14 protein-coding genes are annotated in these 21,188 nt (G+C 38.3%); 6 read left to right on the forward strand and 8 right to left on the reverse strand.

Features of this window, described 5'->3' with window-relative positions:
• Nucleotides 1-232: 232 nt before the first annotated feature.
• From QMA12_RS00825 to bcsR, 6 genes are read right to left on the reverse strand one after another with little or no spacing between them, the layout of a single operon-like run.
• A complete protein-coding gene (locus tag QMA12_RS00825) occupies nt 233-4,066 on the reverse strand; it encodes a cellulose synthase subunit BcsC-related outer membrane protein (RefSeq protein WP_290210046.1) in 3,834 nt (1,277 codons plus the stop codon).
• Nucleotides 4,057-5,187 (reverse strand): cellulose synthase complex periplasmic endoglucanase BcsZ, encoded by a 1,131-nt coding sequence (gene bcsZ, locus QMA12_RS00830; RefSeq protein ID WP_290210045.1) that lies wholly within the window; start codon nt 5,185-5,187, stop codon nt 4,057-4,059. Before bcsZ ends, QMA12_RS00825 begins: the two co-directional genes overlap by 10 nt.
• A 2-nt stretch (nt 5,188-5,189) precedes the next feature.
• The gene (gene bcsB, locus QMA12_RS00835; RefSeq protein ID WP_290210044.1) at nt 5,190-7,436 is read right to left on the reverse strand and encodes a cellulose biosynthesis cyclic di-GMP-binding regulatory protein BcsB; all 2,247 of its coding nucleotides are present in this window, start codon (nt 7,434-7,436) and stop codon (nt 5,190-5,192) included.
• Nucleotides 7,429-10,098 (reverse strand): UDP-forming cellulose synthase catalytic subunit, encoded by a 2,670-nt coding sequence (gene bcsA, locus QMA12_RS00840; protein ID WP_290295237.1) that lies wholly within the window; start codon nt 10,096-10,098, stop codon nt 7,429-7,431. Before bcsA ends, bcsB begins: the two co-directional genes overlap by 8 nt.
• Nucleotides 10,091-10,810 (reverse strand): cellulose biosynthesis protein BcsQ, encoded by a 720-nt coding sequence (bcsQ, locus tag QMA12_RS00845; protein ID WP_290210807.1) that lies wholly within the window; start codon nt 10,808-10,810, stop codon nt 10,091-10,093. Before bcsQ ends, bcsA begins: the two co-directional genes overlap by 8 nt.
• Before the next feature lie 6 nt (nt 10,811-10,816).
• Nucleotides 10,817-11,014: a BcsR/BcsP family cellulose biosynthesis protein gene (gene bcsR, locus QMA12_RS00850; protein WP_290210808.1), complete on the reverse strand. Its 198-nt coding sequence runs from the start codon at nt 11,012-11,014 to the stop codon at nt 10,817-10,819.
• Between the two features lie 110 nt (nt 11,015-11,124).
• On the opposite strand from bcsR, the gene bcsE reads away from it, so the two are divergent.
• The 3 genes from bcsE (at nt 11,125) to tyrR (ending at nt 16,433) form a co-directional block, all read left to right on the forward strand.
• The gene (bcsE, locus tag QMA12_RS00855) at nt 11,125-12,747 is read left to right on the forward strand and encodes a cellulose biosynthesis protein BcsE (protein ID WP_290210809.1); all 1,623 of its coding nucleotides are present in this window, start codon (nt 11,125-11,127) and stop codon (nt 12,745-12,747) included.
• Nucleotides 12,748-12,916: 169 nt separating this feature from the next.
• Nucleotides 12,917-14,509, forward strand: a complete 1,593-nt coding sequence (gene bcsG, locus QMA12_RS00860; RefSeq protein ID WP_290210810.1) for a cellulose biosynthesis protein BcsG — start codon at nt 12,917-12,919, stop codon at nt 14,507-14,509.
• A gap of 367 nt (nt 14,510-14,876) precedes the next feature.
• Entirely contained in the window at nt 14,877-16,433 is a 1,557-nt protein-coding gene (tyrR, locus tag QMA12_RS00865; protein WP_087532072.1) for a transcriptional regulator TyrR, read from the forward strand.
• A 14-nt stretch (nt 16,434-16,447) separates the two neighbouring features.
• On the opposite strand, the gene QMA12_RS00870 is transcribed toward tyrR, so the two are convergent.
• Nucleotides 16,448-16,936, reverse strand: a complete 489-nt coding sequence (locus QMA12_RS00870; RefSeq protein ID WP_087532126.1) for a hypothetical protein — start codon at nt 16,934-16,936, stop codon at nt 16,448-16,450.
• A gap of 108 nt (nt 16,937-17,044) precedes the next feature.
• Between QMA12_RS00870 and QMA12_RS00875 the strand changes: the two genes are divergently transcribed.
• The gene (locus QMA12_RS00875) at nt 17,045-17,581 is read left to right on the forward strand and encodes a thioesterase family protein (RefSeq protein ID WP_087532073.1); all 537 of its coding nucleotides are present in this window, start codon (nt 17,045-17,047) and stop codon (nt 17,579-17,581) included.
• Nucleotides 17,582-17,619: 38 nt separating this feature from the next.
• Here QMA12_RS00875 and QMA12_RS00880 read toward each other — a convergent pair whose 3' ends face one another.
• The gene (locus tag QMA12_RS00880) at nt 17,620-18,273 is read right to left on the reverse strand and encodes an OmpW family outer membrane protein (RefSeq protein ID WP_087532074.1); all 654 of its coding nucleotides are present in this window, start codon (nt 18,271-18,273) and stop codon (nt 17,620-17,622) included.
• 235 nt (nt 18,274-18,508) lie between these two features.
• Between QMA12_RS00880 and QMA12_RS00885 the strand changes: the two genes are divergently transcribed.
• Together QMA12_RS00885 and dapE are read left to right on the forward strand one after the other, a co-directional pair.
• The gene (locus tag QMA12_RS00885) at nt 18,509-19,927 is read left to right on the forward strand and encodes an MATE family efflux transporter (protein WP_290210811.1); all 1,419 of its coding nucleotides are present in this window, start codon (nt 18,509-18,511) and stop codon (nt 19,925-19,927) included.
• A 57-nt stretch (nt 19,928-19,984) separates the two neighbouring features.
• Complete coding sequence (gene dapE / locus QMA12_RS00890; RefSeq protein ID WP_087532076.1) at nt 19,985-21,166, forward strand: succinyl-diaminopimelate desuccinylase; 1,182 nt, start codon at nt 19,985-19,987, stop codon at nt 21,164-21,166.
• Nucleotides 21,167-21,188: the final 22 nt, after the last annotated feature.

Consider the following 21,188-nt stretch of genomic DNA (forward strand, 5'->3'; position numbering starts at 1 on the left):
AATACACTAACTGAACGGGCGGCCATGAATGTTTTTTAATGCAGCTAAGGTAATGGTTTGCTTACTAAGATGTTACTTAGTGGAAAGAGTCACACCCTTATCCTAGCTACAATTGCGGCTAAGTATACATAGACCTTATGGTTAGGGGAAGTGCTTGCGACAGTTGGTATAAATAGTGGGTATTGCCAAACAATCTCATTTTGAGAGTCTTATTGAGATTGTTTGGCATATTTTAATAGTCTGCGTAAGGTACTACAGGTGTTCCTGGGAATATCATTTCGCTGTACACCGGATTGAAATAATACCTAAAGTATAACTGTGCGTAGTTTGGCTCGTAAAAATCAGCACGGTCTAAATTAAAGAAACCACCGAAAAACCAATGCGGAGTAAAGCGGTACTCAAAACTGCCTCCGAGGTTGTAAGATATCCCTGAGCTTGAATCCCCTTCAAAGTAAGGGTTAACACCCGTTATAGACCTCCATCCTTCAGCTTGTTGTTGGAGTTGTGAGTCATTGGGGAAAAAATCGCTCCCGTCATTGGTGGTCGTTGACCATGATAGCCCAGCCCGCAATTGATATATAAAGTCGTTATTTACCCGTTGGTCAAAGGTAACTGGTAGAGAAACGCCTATATAGCTTTGTGGGCTATAATAACCCCCATGGCCAAAGGTTTCTTCACTTAAATTGTACTGATAAGCCCAATGCAATAAGTTAGCCCCCAGAGTTAACTCGGTATTTTTTTCGCGAATGTAGCGATTATATACTCCACCCATGATGCTATAGCGTTGGTTGTCTTTAACGTTTTTACCTTGTAATAGTTGAAAACCAGTCGAGCCCCAAAAACCCCAGTCGAGACCTAGGTCATGAGATAGGTTAAAGCGTAAACTGGTTGCTCTTACACCGCCCCATATTTGATTGGTACGTACATCTTCTAGGCCTGCATACGATAATACGGAGCTAGTTACGGGGCGTTTATTCAATGTTACGCTATAGCCGAAGTCACCAAAACTGTCATTATAGTCAACACCCCAAACAATATCTTCAACTAAAAAACCAAGTGGAGTCGTCCCTAAGTCAAACCGCCAAGTTTCATTTTCCCACGCTAAACCAATATCAAGACCTTGCTGTTTTGGTGTAATACTATTCAATGGGCAATCTAAAATACATAATAGGCCTTGGCCATAACGACTGCCTGAGAATGTTTCGTCAAAACGGGTTTCTTGACTCGATACCGACATTGGATCGAGTTTAATAATAGCCATCCCGTCCCATAACGAAAAACCAGCTTCTATAGGAAAAGAATTTGCACCTAAGGTCGCATCGCTTTGCGTACTTGTTTGACTACTTAAATTAATACCTGCGGTGATATAGGCTTGGTTTTGTTGCTGCATTCTTGCAAGTTCTCGTTTAGCATTATTGACATACCACGGGGCATTTTCATCTATGCTATAAAGTTGGTAATTTAGAGAAGGGTTGTTTTTCGACCTAATACTACTGTGCGGCTCAATCGCTTCTTTATACCAGTTTTTAGCAAAATTTGCTTGTTCATGACTTTGTGCAACTTGCGCTGCTTGATAATACATCTCTTGACTATAGTTTGATTTTACAAGCAAGTCATTTGCAAGGCGTATCACATTCGCTTCGTCTTTGAAGTCTGTAAGAGCGGTCATTAGTAATTGTTGTTGATAAGTCTGTTCTTTATCAACGTCATTTATTAACCCAGCGATGATTCGGTCAGATAAAGCATCTTCACCTAATTCACGGCTAACTCTTGCCACAGCAAGCTCTGTTTCTTGAGCTAAGGCGACACCCTGCTGATATTGCTTTTTGTATAATTCAATGGCTTCATTAGAGTAGCCCAACTGGATATTTGCGTTAATCAAAGCATCGTATACAGCAGAATTATTGGGGTAGGACTGCATAAGTTGATTTAACAAACCAAGGCGATCTTCGCCTTGGTTAAATTTGTTTATATAATCAGCCTGTAAAATAACCCAATTAGTTTGCTGTTCTTCAGTTGCAGGTTGGGGCAATTGATAGTTAGCAAACCATTGCTTCGTTTCTTGTTCGTTATCACCTTCTAAAAGCCACTGCCCATAGGTCATATGCCAGTATGCATTTAAACTAGAGTCTCGCTCTAAAGCTGTTTTTAACTGTCTAATTGCGTAATTATATTCATTGATTTGCATCCACTGTGTAGCGAGCTCCGCTTGCATTAGCGGGGTTAATGGTTGCGCCCCAAGTTCAGTTAAATTATAAATTATAGTCGCTCTATTATCCGTTATATTACTGGCAAGTTTATTCATTTTTGCATTGATATTGAGCTGTTGCATTAGCTGAACAACATTTTCATCACGCGCATTGTTTGGAACATAAGAAAGGGTTTCTAAAGCACCTTGATAGTCATTAAGAGAGCGAAGAAAAACTGCATGGCTATATCTTAGCTCCGCATCAAGAGGGAATTGCCATAATGTTTTTTTATAAAGAGCTTTAGCATGATCTAATAAACCTTGCTGTTGATATAAATTAGCCAAATCGTAATATAACCAACTTTGTCTTGGAGTTTGCTTAATCGCCAATAGTAATAAATTTACAGCTTCATCAAGCCGACCCTGTTCGGCTAAATTTGTTGCCCGTAGCCGCAGTTGTTGACTTTGTAATTGAGAGTATTGCTGTGCAATCGCGATTTGTTGTGCTTGAGTTAATTGATAATAAAATTGGTTTGTGCGCTCAAAGTTATTATCTATACTTAAAACCTCTAATATCGCACTTAGTGCTGATGCGTTAGTTGGGTCGCTTTGGAGTACTTTATTATAATAATCTATTGCTTGCTTGAATTTCCCTTGCGTACGCAAAAGTTCACCGCGGTAATAGTTTACGGTTTCAGGGTTTTCAGAGAGGGTATCAGCAAGATCTATTTTTAGTTTCGCTTTTTTGAAATGCTTAGAGGCTATAGCTTTTTTTGTTTCATCAATATACTGCCAAAATTTAGCTGTATTAGCCAAACCGCGATAGACCGCAACTAAATCTATATTATCAGTACTGCGTTGAGCCTTTTTAAAATAAGTATATGCTTTTGAATTTATACCTTGCCTTAAATATAACAAGCCCAAACTATTAAGCACATCATGATCAGAGGGGCGTCCTTTATAGGCTTGTAATAACAGTCTTTCAGCTTTACTGTATTGTTGTTTTTCAAGTGCAACAGCGCCTCTTTTCCATAACTTATAAGCAGGATCCGATTGCTTTATTAGCTCTTGCTTTAATGCTTTTTGAAAGTCTGTATATTGTAACTGGCCTTTACTGCTATTAGGGTAACTATTTAAATACTCACGATATGCTTTATCGGTTTTTTGAGTAATGGGCATATTATTGAGCGCCGCTAACCAAGCAAATTCAGTTTCTACACTGTATTGATTACTTTGTGCATAATGGCGATAAATTGCTAAAGCGCCTTTATCATGAGGTTTCTGTTTTAAAACATGTCTGGCGTAGGCTATATCAAAACGACCTACGTTAGGGTAGCGGGCACGTAAGGATTGATAGCCTCTATACGCTTGTTGCCAATTACTTGAATCACTGGCAATCCAGTTGATATGTTCAAATTCATACTCAATGCTAGGGTAAGCACTAGAAAATAATTTACTGTAAATTTTTATCGCTGCAGGGTACTGACCTGCACGAGCAAGCAATTTAGCCTGTTGAATTTGTTGTTTATCAGAAGTATTTACCCGTACGAGCAACTTTAATTGCTTCACACATGCTTGTTTATTATCTAAAGCATTAAATTGGTTGATAATAGCTTTTGCTTGATCCAATTTATTTTGTGTCAGAAATACTCGAGCTCGGGCACATTTAGCGAGAATATTATTAGGTGCTATGCTTAACAGCTTATCAAGGCTATCAGTCATCAGTAATTGATTCTGCTGAATTTCACCAAGCTCAATTTGGCTAACTAACCATTCTATGGAGTCTGTATCAAGATCAGCAGATGTTTGAGATGTTACATCGGAGATATAACAGCAAGCACTTAAAATAGTCGCGCCAATTAGCCATTTTAGTGGCATTTATTGCTCCATTTAGGTTCTAGCTTGCCTAACGTGTCGATTTCATACAATTTATTAATTGTACTTAGGCCAAATAAATATAATACGCTGTCATAATAGCGGTTTTTGGTAAATGTAGTATCAACCATTAATTGTTGCTGTAATGCCGTCTTTGCTTGTATTTCATTATGGATTTCAAGTAGAGGAAGCATAGCTGCATCAAAGCCAAGAGGTCCATTCTTTTGTGCTTTGCCTGTTTTTGAAAAAACATTCAATGGAGTCTTTACTCTGTTAGCAACGTGATTGCTCATGGGCTTAAAATGTGTAATTAACTCATCTCTAAAAGGTGCGTCGTCGGCCATCATACTTGCCCACAAATAAACCCTAATTGCATTATAACTGCCGATATCGGTAGTCGTTTTATCATGATAAAAACCTTTATCTGCTTGGTACATTACCCAGTCAGGGCTAAGACCTTTGGGGCTTGATTCTATGATCATTTTAGCCGATGCATCATGAAGTTGTTGCCATGGAGAATTTGGATATAGTTGACTAAATTGCTTTAAAATAAACAGCGGAACATAGCTTGGGTTTAGCTTCCAACGTGTCTTATCAAATTCAAAGCCATGTGGTCCCGGTAATAATGATAAACCTAAGTTAGGCAGGTAAGCTGTTTCTTCACGAATGATACGTTTTGCCATAACAGCTGCAAGTACACTGTAACGTCTATCTTGCCATAGTTGCGCTGCTTGCGATAATGCATATGCTATCCATAAATCTGAGTCAGAAGCAGGGTTAGAATCCAAAATAGTTTCTTGGCCTTGCTTGTTTATGCCCCATTGCCAGGCTGGTAAACGTGTACTTAAATCACCTTCGGCAAGATTGATTTGTGTCCAGTCCAATACTTTGTCGAATGTAGCTTGATCATTTGCAATGAGTGCAAAAAATAAGGCGTAAGATTGACCTTCTGAGGTGGTAATTGATTGGCGACTACCTATATCGATTACTCGACCCTCTGGGCTGATAAAGTTCGTTTTAAATGTATCCCATTGTGGCCAAGGTGTGCACATAGTTTGTGAGAAACTAGGTGTTGAAAATACAAATATAATGAGTATTAAACACGCTTTAAAATAAATATTCATAGTTACGCATCCCCTTCAGACAAACGTTTTTGAGTTAACACACCTAGTAACCGCCATAATAAAAAGGAGATAAGCAATAAGACTAAAATCGAAAGTAGCGCTAATATAAACGGATGATCAGAAAAGTGGAACCATATTAATGTGTGAATAGGTACGTAGCCGACAAAATATTGATCATCAGTATTAATTGTCTTTATGCCAGCACTATTAATTATTGCAGCGCTGCCTTTGATTAAAGCTGTTGATTCATCTTTTATCATAGCGTCACTTAGTAATGTAAATGCATTATCGGTCGTTGCTGTCATTGATACTACAGAACGCTCAGAATTAAATGGTGACTGGAAACCAGCAATAATCCCTAGTTTACCTTGGCTTTCAATACTCACTTTTACTTTTTGAGCATTGTTATTATCGTAAGCACCATTATAAATTGCTTGTTCAACGATCCGTTGATTAGTTTCTAACAAGACACTGATTGCAGCATCTTGAGGTAACTCTGTCGTTAAAGCATCCGGTTTTGCAATGACGATCAAATCTTTATCATCAAGAACTAGAGTGGGATCTGGAAACTCAATATCAAGTCTATGAGTTGGATACCCCGTAATCTCTCCTAAATGCCCCGTAAAATTTAACAGTAATTGTATCGCCTGCGCAGAACTTTCTTTTTGCATAATAAGTGTCGTCTGATCTAAATCAGCAAATTTCGTAAATGGGAATCCACTGTTTGCAAATACATTTAAATCAGGTAATGCGATGTAATGTTCAAAACCACTTACATCAATGGTAGAGCTGCCGTCTATCACTCCATATTCACCGCCGGCTGGTACCGCACTGCATTCGCCCACTTTAATTACGCCAAATTTAAAGTCATAGGTAAGCTTGTTCTTTTTACTTAAATCCAACCCTGTAATATCAAAGTCTTGTTCGTTGTGCGCTGTACCTTGGCGTGAAACTAAAGGGGCAAAACTTTCGTTTTCAACTGTTTTTTCATCATGACTCTTAAGTTCAAAACCATTGATAAACTTACCATTAATGAGCATATTCAAGCGAGAAAGTAGAGCATCTTCGGCTGGTGCATTACGATAATGTAAGTCGATAGGTATACCTTCTTTACGCCAAGTAAATAGGTCAGGGGCAAAACGAAGATTAAGATCAACTGGTTGTCCTTTTAATCCTTGTGTTTGTAATTGGGTTGGATACTCAATAAACTCATCAAATGTAACGGCTCTATCAGATCTTACCCAACGAGGCGCATCATAAGCATCTCTTAAGGGTAAATGATTAATTTCATTAATACTTGCAGTTCGCCCAGTCATTACTTTGTGACCAAATGCTAGACCTACGACGGCATCTTTTAGCTGCTTCGTATCCTTACCTAGTATCAGTAGTACTTTTGCATAACGTTGAGTTGGGCTTGAAATGATTTCAACGGTTGGTTTTGATACATCTGGATAATCGAGCAAAAAGTCAGGTTTATTGGTATTGGTCGCCAATACTACACTATGTGTAGTAGGTGTTTGATTAAACTGCACTGGGAACGTTGCTTTACGCCAATCGGCTTGCGCCCCAAACCAGCTTGATAGAGTCGCAGCGGCTTCAAGTGTATTTTCATCAGGGTTGTTCGCAAAGATAAAAGGTAAACTTAGTTGTGTATAATCTCGCTCATCAAAAAATGGTGCAGGAAAATACTCAAGCAAGCTTTCCAAGGCTAATGATTGCTGTTCTAGAGTAATAGAGCTATTTTGGCTTAACTCAGTCCAAATTGTTTTACTAAAATCATCTTGACAGATCAAGTCGTAATAACCAACGAGTTCAAAACGTATTTGGTTAAAGTCTTTAATTAACTTTGGATTGAGATCAAGGCTATGGCTTTTTAACTGACTAATTTGTGTCTCTTGATCTTTGATTGGCATAACAGTAATCAAGTTATCATTAAAATAGACTTTTAAGTGTGATACGCGGCTGATTAGCGCTGGCGAATGACTATAGGAGAAGTTTAACTTAAGTTGTTTACCTATTTTATCTAGCCTATTGGTAAAATCGACATAGGTTGTGGTGTCAACTCCGTCTAGTTTAAATTTATTAACCCCCAGACGTTTAAAGCTGAGTGTTAGACTTTCTGTAGGTGCTTGCTCAGGGTAGCCATCGTCAAATATAGACTTATCTATAAGAGGGGTTGCTGCTTTTGTAAATTGACTATTGGCTAAAGCTAGCATTATTAGGGCAGAGGTAGCTAATTGTTTAATCATATAATTTAGAATACTTTTTTGGTTTTTTTGGTAATAGCGAAATCATGACTTCAATTACGTTAGTCATAAAAATAATGAATGGCCTAAATGGTTTAGGCGCATGGAAAATCAAGTTACTATAGCCACGAAGACTTGTATAAAATACCCGCTTGAAACTGTACGATGGTTTATCATGTTTAAAATTATCTTGCCAATCGAGCCAAGCATCTGCGCGAGAAAATGTGCATTGAATGAATGCTTTTTGTTTGTCTAAGCTAAGGTCTCTTAACGTTAAGCCAATTTGCCTTTTTCTTGTATTACAAATAAAGGTCGGAAAGGAAAACTGTTTTTTCCCTCGGCTCATGAGTAGTTCAACTTTATCATTTTCTCGACAAGAATGTTCATGTACGGTTTCAATACCAACACCACTGTCAGAATAATCTGTAATTTTTACTTTTATTGTGCGTCCGTTTGCAAGTCTAATGGCCGCAGGAAAGTTAGCTTTTATTCTATGAGAACTTCTCACTTGCTTAGCTTCAGCTGCTACGGCAACAGCGGCACCTAAGATCATCATATTATAGCTAACCCACAACATGCTGATTAATAGCACACCAATTTGTGACACATCACCAAAGATTAACCTAAAGATGGCGTAACACATACCAAGTACGTTTAATAGTAACAGTACTATATATGGCTTCGAGATAAGCCAATCATATCGAGCAACATCATTTAAACCGCCTTTTTCTGTTACGTTAAATTTCCCTTTGTTAGGATTGAATAGGGCGACAGTGGTGGGTTTTAAAATATACCAAGCAAGTACAGATTCATAGACCTCCCCCCAAAATGAGTAACGGTACTTACCTTGAATACGTGAATTTGTAATTTTCACTTGCATCAAGGTCGGCACTATATATAAAAATATAGCGATAAAAGGGGCGTAGATTATGTAAGCATCTAGGTAAATTAATGCCAGCGGGGCAGTTAAAAATACAATTCGAGGAATACCAGATAAAAAGTGCAGCATGGCATTTATATAACATAAACGTTGTACCAAACTGAGTCCCTTTCCTAGTAGTGGGTTGTCGAGTCTGAATATTTGCGCCATGCCTCGAGCCCAACGAATACGTTGGCCAACATGGGCTGATAGACTATCTGTAGCAAGACCTGCAGCTTGAGGAATGTTGATATATGCTGTTTTATAGCCCGCGCGTTGCATTCGCAGTGCAGTGTGTGCATCTTCTGTGACAGTTTCGACTGCAAAACCGCCAATATCATCCAGCGCTTTGCGCTTTAAAACTGCACAAGAGCCGCAAAAGAAGGTCGCGTCCCACATATCATTACCATCTTGAATAAGCCCGTAAAACAACATGTTTTCATTGGGTATTTGGCGATGATTATCAAGGTTACGTTCAAATGGATCAGCTGAGAAAAAGTGATGTGGAGTTTGAACTAAGCATACAGTTTTGTCTTTAATAAATTGGCCCATGGTCATTTGTAAAAATGAACGGGCAGGTATATGGTCGCAATCAAAAATAGCAATGTACTCGCCATCGGTATATTTCATCGCGTGATTCATATTACCTGCTTTGGCATGGCTATTATCTGGTCTATCAAGGTAACCCACGCCAATTTCTTTTGCCATTTCTGCAAACTCAGGTCGCTTACCATCATCTAAAATGTAGATGTTTAGTTTATCTGCTGGCCAATCTATGCTTTGTGCTGCAATTGCAGTAGGTTTAACAACATTTAGTGGCTCGTTATAGGTAGGAATATATATATCGACAGTTGGCCATTTTGATGTATCACCATCCATTGGGATCGGTTTTCTATGTAATGGGTTAATCGTTTGAAAAAAGCCTAAAATCAGTACTAGCCATGCATAGGTTTCTGCGAGTAATAAACCAATACCTAAAGTTAATGCCAGCGGATCACCCCAATTTAAGGTGTCAGTATAACGCCACCATAAATAACGTGTTGAAGTCGTCACAGCAAGAGTTATCATGGTAATTGTGGCCATTTGACCATCAACGCGTCTCAATGAGTAGGCAACAATTAGAATCAAACTAATAAATATTGCTTGTGCTTCAAGGCTGAAAGGGACTGTAACAAAAAGTAGTACAGTAAACGCGAGCATAAAATATAATACAAATTTTAATATACGGTTTTGCCATAAGTTGAAATTATTAACACGCTGTAATGGTTTTACATTTGTTCTGATTTGTAATTGTAACCATAATTTTTTGCATCGTCGCGTCAGTTTACTATCTATGTAACGAATAATTCTAAAGACTCTGTTTATTAATCGTGTTGTTGTTTTTGTATATTTATTTCGCGCGGGTACATTTTTTGTTGTAACGTTAAAAAGAATCAAATAAATACTTTGTAATAATATCCGTATAAAGTTTGCTAATGTGCCAAATGGCGATGTGATATGAGGGTAGAGCAGTGATAACTTAGTTTCTAAATGTCTCTTTTTCTTATTATTAAGCTTGACGAATATAGCTGCAAACAGCAAAAAGAATGGCATTATAAATGCTGCTAAGGCACTCATCTTATGTTGATTAAAATAACAATGAAACTTATAAAATATGAAGCGAACGAGCTTTTCAGTAAATAAAATACTGAGTATGAGAGCAAAGAACTGCTGAAGAACGCCTGAGGCATAATGATGCTTAGTCATTCTTACTCGCCTTGCTCACTAGCCACCCTGCAAGTGTTTCAAAATCATCATAAGCAACACTGTAAGGTGCGCAATTTACAGCGACATTTTTAAATGCAGTAGATTCTTTTATCACTTCATCTTTATTTATATGGATAGGGGCTAATAGCGGGGTTTCAGATTGCCATACCTGTAACAGGTCAGACTCAAGTTCACTGGCTGAATTATATTTATTTACTAAAAAATAATGTTGCCAATCTTTTGTCGCTTGGTTTAATGAAACTAATCGCTTATAGACTAAACTGTGGCAAATCGCATCACAATTAATGACCTCTAAAACGATATCTTGTTCAGTGAAAGAAAAATCATTGAGATCGATATAATTAGGACAGTCAAAAATAACCCACGCACTTTGACTTGTTTTTAAATTGCTTACACCCGCTATAGTTTCTTGCAAGCGCTTAATTCCCACCGAATTACTGCCATAAGGAAGAAATATTACGCCATCATTATCAGTAAAAAACTCTTCTATTGCACTTTCGAAGTTGGGGAAATTACTCCAACCTGAATTATGCTGCCAAGGAAGACCAAGATGCAGTCCGACATCACTTTTAGGATCAAGATCAATGAGTAAAATATCTTCATTAGATTTTCGCAATGCACATGCAAGATTAGCCGCAACAGATGTTGAACCAGTACCCCCTTTAATACCTTTAAGAAAAACTCTCTTCATTGCTTCCTACTTATTCTTGAAAGTACTTATCGATTTTGCATGCGATATTTCTTTTAATAGCGGGTATTTTGCAAAGATTTGTTGATTTTTTTGCACATCAACAATTTCAATATAACTCTGATCTTTACCACCGAAACGGTTTAACAAACATTCAATATCATATTGAGTTAAAATATTTGACTGATCTTTGTAAATATTATGCATGTACTTACTCATGTTAAATAATAAGCTTTGAAATTGTGGACTTAATTTACATTATATATAGAATAAGAAACAAAACTAGTGAAAAAGTACTTTTTTTATAGGATGTTCATGTGCCTAGCTTGAAAATAGAGGGGTTACCCACTGCACTTGCAGAACTGAAAAGTGATGCCATATATATACTGCTCTCTCCGTTGGATAACCAAGGAGTCGAGTTTGCTTTACAGGCAATTTCAGAAGAATCAAAGCAAGATGTGTTTATTTTATCTTCGCAAATAGAGATTTTCTTCGAGACTCCATATTCTGACGGTGTAAGCGATTTATTTAACAAAGGCAAAGTACATCCATTTACATTTAATAGCGATATTGCCTTGAAAAAGAAATTACATTTCATCCGTAGCTTACTGGCAGAATTAAAAATTTATGATGGACTATTTGGCTCTACCGTTATTTTGCATATCAATACAGATTTGATAACACACTATAAGCATAGTGAATTGATTGAACAGTTTAAATTGTTCGAAAGTTTTACAAAAAAATATCAACTGACTCTTATATTTATAACTACCGGCCTTGAAATTGCGCGCGCGCGGATGCTGATTCGCGGCGCAAATAAATCCTTTGATGGCATAGTGTATGTAAATGAGTCAACGGTTAAGGCCTTAGAGTATGATTACTGGAGCCATTCAGAGGGGATCATAGCTGGAGAAACTGTGCTATTAGAAGCGAGCACTAATAAATTTAAAGTTATCGAGGGAAATAATACTGAAACTAAAACGTTCAAACGTAATCACGATTTTGATGAAAATGATGTTTGGCTCGTAAAAAGCGCAGTACCAGAAGGCACCAAACTACCCGAATCTTATAAACTGCTTGAAGATAACAAAGCTCTTTACCAGCATGCGAGTGAAATGAAAGCAGCCACTTTAGTGTTTGCAGTAACACGTTATACAGATTTGGCAGATTTAGCAAAACAATGCTTTTCTTTACGAAAGTTATGTGGCAAAAAACTGAAACTCGTTATTCAAAATGTAGATGGTATTATACGCCATCAAGATGAATGTTTATTTTTAACACTTGGGGTTAACCTTATTTTATATAGTTTCTCTGAGCCATCCCGATTATTATCTCAGATTCAATCTATTCAGGGATTTGAGTTTTCAAGGCCGTTACCCAGCTCGATTGATGAGGTATTACAACACTCACAAAGCCCGCTGAGCAAAGGTTTTTTACCTTTATCTGAGTTTGTGGAGCAGGTTATAGACTATAGCGATTCAGCGGCTAATTTGGGCGTTAGTGGCGTAATGGTTACATTGAGGTTATTACCAAGAATAGATGCAATTCATCCGCTACAGCTATTTCATGTTAAGCGTGAAGGAGACGTTTTTAGCACCGTTGATGAGTACGTGTATCTATATCTTCATGCATGTCGAGAGCATGACGTAGATAATGCCATTGGACATTTATTTAAACTTGAAATTGCTGATTTTTTTGATTCAAAGACAGTCATTGCCGATCACTTTTTTATTCAACAAGAATGTAGACGATTGAAAAAAGATTATAAAGATAGAGACGTTCCAGATTATACAGATAAATTGAAAGGGAATTCTAGTTATACATATAGTCAAGAGTCTATAGACTTATCTTCATTAGATATTGAATCACCAGAGTTTAATCGCGTTAAAAGACCGGATGCTCAACGTTTTCCAATGACATTGAATGAATCAAAATTATGAGTTTAGATCAATTTTTTATCACATTTTCAATTGCGTTAATTATCGGTGTTATTCTGAGTAACGTGAGTAAAACAGTTTTTACAAAATTACTAAAATATTACCGTAAACTGACATTTCGCCATGTATTGTTGACGCCTTATACACCCGCTAAAAGAAAGAAGGATGAAGAGTGAAAATATCAGGTTTAGGGGTTTGGAATCTATACTTTTTAATTAAATTTGCATTATTTGCTTATGGTGAAATTTCATTTCACTTTTTAGAAAATTTAGCGTTTTTTGCTTTCCTCACGCTATCGTTTAGTGAAGCTTGGCAACAAAGGTTGAAAAACGTATCTGCAGCTATTTTTGCTAGTGCTTTGTTATATTATGATTCATGGCTGCCTCCAATATCCCGTTTAACAAAACAGGTTGGTAATGTACAAGACTTTAGCCTGGACTACTTTTTTGAAATTAGCGCTCGCGTAGTGAGTATCGATTTACTATTAAGTATTTTTATTGTTTGTGTATTGTATCGTTTTTCGCATAAATGGCTTCGCTATACTAGTATCTCATTATTAGGCTTTGCTTATGCGTATTGGTTATCTACTGCACCGGTAATTAATTCTTCTCAAACAGCACAATTAACCGAACAAAGAAATCAGCCAATTACATCAACTCAACCCACTGTAAATGTTGGGGCAGGTAAACGAGAGCAAACCCCAGATGAACAATTAGAAGATTTTTATCAGCAACAAAGTTTGTTAAAAAGCGTTTTTCCTGATCGGCCCACTGGTGAGCCTTTTGATGTTTTAATTTTGAACATCTGCTCACTTGCTACCGCTGATCTTGAGGCTATTGGTGTTGATGAAACTCAGCTATTTAGTAATTTTGATATTTTATTTAGCGATTTCAATTCTGCGACCTCATACAGTGGCCCCGCGGCTATTAGGCTTTTAAGAGCTAGTTGTGGGCAAACAAGTCAAACAGATTTATTTAAATCTGTGCCAGAGCAATGCTATTTATTTAATAACCTGCAAGAGCTTGGTTATGATACTTCTGTGGCGATGAATCATGATGGCCACTTTGATGACTTTAAAGGGTTAATAAATAAGTACGGTGGGATGAATACGACCGAGTTGGATTTTTCAGGTTACTCTCCTGCCCAATATGGCTTTGATGGTAAGCCGATATATTCAGATAAAGACGTACTCACAAATTGGTTGGATGCTCAGAGTCAAAATAGTGGCCCACGTTCTCTTTATTACAATACTATAAGTCTTCATGATGGCAATCAGATCGCAGGTTATGATCGAATGAGTAGCACCAAAAGTTACCCCATTAGGCAGCAGCAGCTATTTTCAGATATAAACCAGTTTATAGAAAAGTTAGAGCAACAACAGCGTAATACCCTACTCGTGATAGTGCCAGAGCACGGTGCTGCACTTGAAGGAGATAAAGTTCAGTTTTCAGGCCTAAGAGAAATACCAAGCCCTAAAATTGTATCAGTACCTAGCGCCATTAAGTTTATTGGTCCGAATGTAAGGCACTCAGGATTAATTGAAGTAAAAGACTCGACTAGTTATTTTGGGTTGTCAGAGATAATAAGCCGAGCATTACGTAATGATATTTTTTCAGGTGAAAGCTCGATACAATCATTGTTAGATAACTTACCTCGTGCCCCTAAAGTGGCTGAAAATGAAGATACCATAATGATGTATATTGGTAATAAGCCCTATATTCAACTTGATGGTGGTGAGTGGACAGCTTACCCGCAAAGCAATTAAGTAAATAGGCATAAAAAAGCCGGGAAGTGTGCTCCCGGCTTAATAGGTTTAGCTTTATGTAGCTATGTACTGATTGAATTAGTTGCTATCAACAAAGGTTAAATCATTAATATGTGAAGGGTCTTCCATTACAAAAGTTACTTTAGTTGTATTTAGGTCTAGGAGTTAATTTTGTTGCATTTTCACCCGCGTTATTTAACGTTTATGGTTAGTGCGATAATCACTAAGCTACAGGAAGTTTAAAAGAAAGGGAGCTAACTTAAAAATTAAAGTGTAATTGTCCAAAAATCTTTACAATCTACTATCCACAACCTTTTAGTTCGCGTATTATTCGCCCCATATTGATTTTCTCTTTTTTGAGGGTGAAATGCGTTTAGATATACACTGTGCAGACCGCATCGGTATTGCTCAAGAAATACTTAATATTTTAGTTAATTACCAAGTTGATTTAAAAGGGATTGAAGTCGACTCAGTTAACTGTCGTATGTATGTAAGTTTTCCGCCTATTGAATTTGAACAATTTCAAAAAATAATGCCATCCATTCGCTTGATTGATGGCGTGATGGATGTTCGTACCACGGCTTTCTTACCTTCTGAACGTGAGCATAATGAGCTTAATACACTATTAAGAGCATTACCTGATGGCATCATTTCTATAGATGCCAAAGGGTGGGTTCGGCTTTGTAACGATGCAGCATGTAAAGACCTTCAACTCACTGAGCAGGAAGTTATTGGCTCAAATATTAATAATTTACTGAAAGGCTTTAACTTTACGCGCTGGCTAGAAAGTAAAGAAGTGCTCGGTCAAACAACTCGAGTTGAAGTGGCTGGCGAGGATTATATTGCGGATATTTTGCCAATTGCTGTACCGCAAGGAGCCGAAGGCGATGTACTTGCGGGCGCGGTAATAAATATTAAATCGCAAAGCCGCTTAGGTCAGCAGGTAAGTGCGTTTAGACGATATGGTCAAGAAAGTTTTGCAACTATTCATAATTTTAGCACTGCTATGCGTCGAGTGGTTCGTGAAGCGCGTAAAATGGCACAACTTGAAGCGCCTATTTTGATCACCGGTGAAACTGGCACAGGAAAAGAATTATTAGCACGTGCCTGTCATTACGCTTCTAACCGCTCAGTAAAACCATTTATTGCCTTGTCTTGTGCTTCGCTGCCAGATGATGTGGCAGAGTCTGAATTATTTGGTTACGCCGGTTACGAGGAAAATGCAGCGCCGAAACGTGGTGTGCTTGAACAAGCCGATGGTGGGACTGTATTTTTAGATGAAGTTGGAGAAATGTCGACTCAGCTACAAACTAAATTACTTCGTTTTTTACAAGATGGTACCTTTAGAAAGGTTGGCGACGAGAATGAAGTTAAAGTAAACGTGCGTATTATTGCTGCTACACAAAAAGATTTACCTGCAATGGTACAAGAAGGGGCGTTCAGAGAAGATTTATATTACCGCATCAATGTATTAACGCTTGAGATCGCTCCTCTACGCGACCGAAAAGCAGATGTAGGGCCACTAGCTGAGCACTTTATTCAAAAATATGCGCAGCAAAATGGCCACGCAATACCTGAGTTATCGGCTGAGTGTTTAGCATTTTTACAAGATTATCCTTGGCCTGGTAATGTTCGTCAGTTAGAAAACGCTATCTATAGAGCGGTGTCATTACTTGATGATAATGAGTTAAGAGTAGAGCACTTACAGCTGCCTACATTCACACATGATTTAGGTTATTTAGAGTCAGATTTTGAAGGTTCATTGGATCAAGCCGTTAAACGTTTTGAGGCGACCCTGTTACGTAAACTGTATCCGGCGTATCCAAGCTCAAGGCAGTTAGCGAAACGCTTAGGTTTAAGCCACACTGCGGTGGCTAATAAGCTTCGCGATTATGGTATTAATCGCAAAACAGTTAAGGTATAAATTTATATTGGGCGCTACTGTTTAGTGCCCATGTTTTTTGTTACTCCATCAATAGCGACACTATCAATACCTTCATCTTTAAATTCAACCATAATGCTAATATTATTACGGGCAAAGAAGTAGTCTTTGTTGTCTAAGCTTATAACGTAATCGCCTTTTACTGGGTCTTTAAATTTTTGTTTTTTAAGTTGCAGCGTATGTTCGCCAATTTGCCAGTTAAAGCTCTCGATAAATCCATTGTTGAATTCTTGCACCCAAATTTGTTGCTCATCCTTAGATAAAGTGATGGCAATAGAGTAAGACTCAGGTAATTGCATGTCATAACTTTTTTCGCCGATGGTGAATTTTTTACTATCTGCGTGCCAACCAAAACCAAATTTAAAAGGTTTTTCAACCCCAGTTGGATAGCGTACTTTACCTTCTCCTGGGTAATCAAAATCGGCCCAAGTAGGGCAGGAGCAAAGCGCGAGTAAAATACTCATAGAAGATATTAGTTTAATCATCATTTAAAATACTATTTTTTATCGTATGCAAGAGATTAGAGTAGAATATTCTCCATTGCAACTAGCTGTGCTACACTCAGGCTATTGTTAACTGGTAAGACCTTTATTGTGAACCTTTATTTTCGTCTCCTACTATTATTTTTTAAAATTAAACGTAACCGCAGCTATCAGTCATTATTAGACACGGTTGATATTGACTATAAAGCACTACCATCTGATTGCGATATTAATTTACACCTGACAAATTCTCGCTACCTCGCGATGATGGATTTAGCGCGCACATGGATGACTGAGCGGGTGGGCTTACTAGGCGTAATAATGAAGAAACGTTGGTTCCCGATTGTTAATGCCACAGCGATTACTTACATACGAGATATAAAACCAATGCAGCGCTATACTATTAGTACGCGTTTGGTTGGCTGGGATCATAAATACTTTTATATCGAGCAAAAATTTCACTCTGAGCGCGGCTTACATGCAATTGCTTATGTGCGTGGTGTTTTTAAGCGTAAAAAAGGCGTGGTAAGCGTTGAAGAAATGCTTACTGAAGCAGGATTTGAGGGGGTTGCACCTATTTTACCTGCCGAAGTGATGCATTGGAAAGAAATGCTTGAGCAGAAAAAAGTCACTAATCTGGCTCCATAAAAAAAGGCCTTGCGGCCTTTTTACTTAAGTGCGTATTATTAAAACTTATATTTAATACCTAGCATTGCCACAACGGGGTCAATCTTTACAGTTGAGGTAAGTGCTTGAGCACCATCTGCATAGACGGTTGCATCAGTTTCGATATCCATTACAGATACCATAGCGTGCAGGCCCCAGTTTTGGTCGAACATATAATTGAAACCGGCTTGTGCAACAAAGCCAAATGAATCATCGAGTTTTACTTCAACGTCATTTGTGCCAAGTACTGACTTAAGTGCAGCAGACGGCTCTTCATCAAAAAACACGGTATAGTTAACCCCAACACCAACGAATGGGCGAAATGCTGATGTGCCCTCTAAAAAGTGATACTGGGCAATAAGCGATGGTGGTAAATGCTTGATGTTAGCAATGTTATTACCTGCTAAACCGCCCGCACCGTTTACATCGTGAGAGAAGGGTGTTGCAGCAACTAACTCTAATACCCATTGATCATTAAATGCATAATCTACAGTAATACCTAATTGCGTATCAGAATCTGGTTTTAAACCCAAAGCTGAGTTTTCGTTGATTGCTGAGCTACTGTTATCAGGGTTTACATTAATAGCACCCAGATTAACGCTCAAGTTTGCACTAGCAAATGGAGACGCGATTAATAAAGAGGTAAATAAAGCTGCGCTAAGTTGTTTTTTCATGCTGTTCTCCGAGAACTACTTTTTTTGAATTAGGTCTATTATCAAGTGAATTCGGAATAAAAAACTGTTCTAGATCAAGGTTTATCAAGGCGTATTCCATCTTTATTAAATTGTTTGATTTAGATTAAAGTTTTGCTCGGTTGCGCTTAAAAAGTATTGACTCGTCTCAAGTCCTATTTGTTCATCAATAGGTCATTGTTTTAAGCTATAATATTAGCCATAGACAAGGGGTACTATGAATCAAAGCAACTTTCTTTTTCTCAATGGCTCAATCAGTAAAGCATTACTGACACTCGCAGTTCCTATAATACTTATTAATATTTTACAGTCAGCGTATCAGCTGACTGATGCCTTTTGGGTGGGTCGTTTAGGTGCGGCTCAAGTTGCAGCAGTTTCAGTGAGTATGCCTGTTACATTTTTAGTTATCGCTATTGGTTCAGGACTTGCTATGGCTGGGGCTATTTTATCGGCGCAATATATGGGAGCAGGACAACAAGATAAGGTTAACCATGTTGCTGCGCAAACCATGCTGATGGTGACAATTACAGCCTGTGTGTTAGGTTGCCTAGGGTATATGCTCTCACCCTATTTTTTGGCTTTGCTAGGTGTTGATAAAGCGGTATATAACGATGCGCTAAAATTTATGCATGTGTCATTTATTGGAGTTATTTTTGTTTTTATTTATGCCATGTTTCAAGCACTCATGCGGGGGATCGGGCAAACAAAAGTACCGTTAATTATTGTTAGCTCAACTGTACTGCTAAACTTTATACTTGATCCACTATTTATCTTTGGCTATGGCAGCTTTTCTGGTTATGGTGTGATGGGGGCCGCTTTAGCAACCCTTGTTACGCAAAGTTTGGCAGCGATAACTGGGGTCGTTATTTTTATGCGTGGCCGCCATGGTATCCAATTAAAGCTTTCAAGTTTCATTCCCGACTACTCTTATATTAAACAAGCTTTCTTTTTAGGAGCCCCAGGCTCTGTGGAGCTCTCTACACGCGCATTTGGTTTAATTCTCATGTCTTTTCTAGTGGCAAGCTTTGGTACGCAAACGATAGCGGCATATGGGGTTGGCTCTAATATATTGCAAATGGTAATGATCCCAGCGATGGGCTTATCGATGGCTGTGTCTACTTTAGTTGGGCAAAATATGGGCGCTGGAAATATTAAACGTGCAGAACAAATAACAAAATTAGCCGTTGTTTGGGGGTTAATAGGCTTAACTGTGATTGGTGTTCTGGCGTATGTATTTGCACCTGTGCTGGTGGCGTTTTTTATTCCCGATGATATCAATGTAATTAATAAAGGTGCGCAATTTATTCGTGTGATGTGCTTAACCTGGGGGGGTATTGGCGTGCAATTATGTGTTGTTGCTGCCTTTAGGGCATCAGGTAATATGCTAAATGCGATGATATTGGCTTTATTTTCGCAATGTGTAGTGCAATTTCCAGCGGCTTATATTTTATCTAAACATACTAATTTAGGTGATTACGGTATTTGGTGTTCATTTGCTGTCACCAATGTTTTAGTTGCACTGGTGTCTTATGCATGGTTTTGTCGCGGTCGCTGGCAGCAAACACAATTAACAAAAGATGATAAAAACATTGCAAAAGTTACCCAAGAAGCGTTTATCGAAGAGGGCAGTCATTAAGCGGTCATAAACTCGCGTTGTAATGAACTTACTTAGTTTTTATTAGGTAGGCTTATTATGACGTTAGCAATTCAAACACACTCTCTAAGTGATACAAGCCATGCAGAATCTGTGGTTGCTTGTTTACAACATCTCATTCAATTTAAGTCAGTTACGCCACAGCAAGCGGGTGCAATTGACTGGTTAGCGCATCAGTTAAAAGAGCTAGGTTTTGAGTGTGAGCAATTCTCTTTTAATAACGTGACGAATTTAATTGCCAAAATAAGTTTTGGCAGTGGGCCTGTTTATGCATTTTCGGGGCATATAGATGTGGTACCTGCAGCGGCAGAGCAATGGTGTGTCCCGCCTTTTTCTGGGCTGATAAAAGACAATGCCGTTTATGGGCGCGGAGCTGCCGATATGAAAGGAGGAGTGGCTGCAATGTTGAGCGCAACCCGTAAACTGATAGCCGATATTTCGCAAAAAGAAGGCTGCTTTTATTGGCTAATTACTTCAGATGAAGAAGGTGAAGCTGAGTACGGCTCTTTGCTGATTGCAGAACGCTTGGCGCAGCAGGGAATAGAGCTAGATGGTTGTATTGTGGGTGAGCCAACGAGCCACTTATATGTTGGCGACACTATTAAAAACGGTCGTCGTGGCGCGCTTTCAGCACGCTTACAGATAAAAGGTAAAGCAGGTCATGTTGCATACCCTGATAATTCCATTAATGCAGCTCATTTAAGTGCTGATATTGTCAAACGCTTGACTAATATTGATTGGCAACACGATGAAATGGGTTCAACAACCAGCTTACAAATTACAGGGATCAATATTGCAAACGTGGTCGATAATATGGTGCCAGCACAATGTGAGATGACATTTAATATTCGCTATAGTCATGGTTATAAAAGTGCCGATATAAAAAATGAAATTCGATTTGCTTTAGAGGATTTAGCACAATACCTCAATATCGAATGGGAGCGCCCATGTGAATCATTTTATACCGCTCACCAAGGTAGTCATTGCTTATTGGCACAAGTAGAGCAAGCAATATTTAACGTGACGGGGAGTTACCCTTTATTGAGCACGAGTGGGGGAACGTCCGATGGCCGTTTTTTTGCTAATAGCCACACCCAAGTGATTGAGTGCGGTGTTCGCAATAACACTATTCATCAAGTTAATGAGCACGTACCTATTGGTGATTTAATAAAAATAGAGCAGATATACACACAGGTAGTAAGCAATTTATTTAAGGGCTAATAAAATGCTCGCGTTGTATGGC

This window comes from Pseudoalteromonas sp. APC 3893 (genome assembly GCF_030408095.1).
Taxonomy (GTDB): Bacteria; Pseudomonadota; Gammaproteobacteria; order Enterobacterales; family Alteromonadaceae; genus Pseudoalteromonas.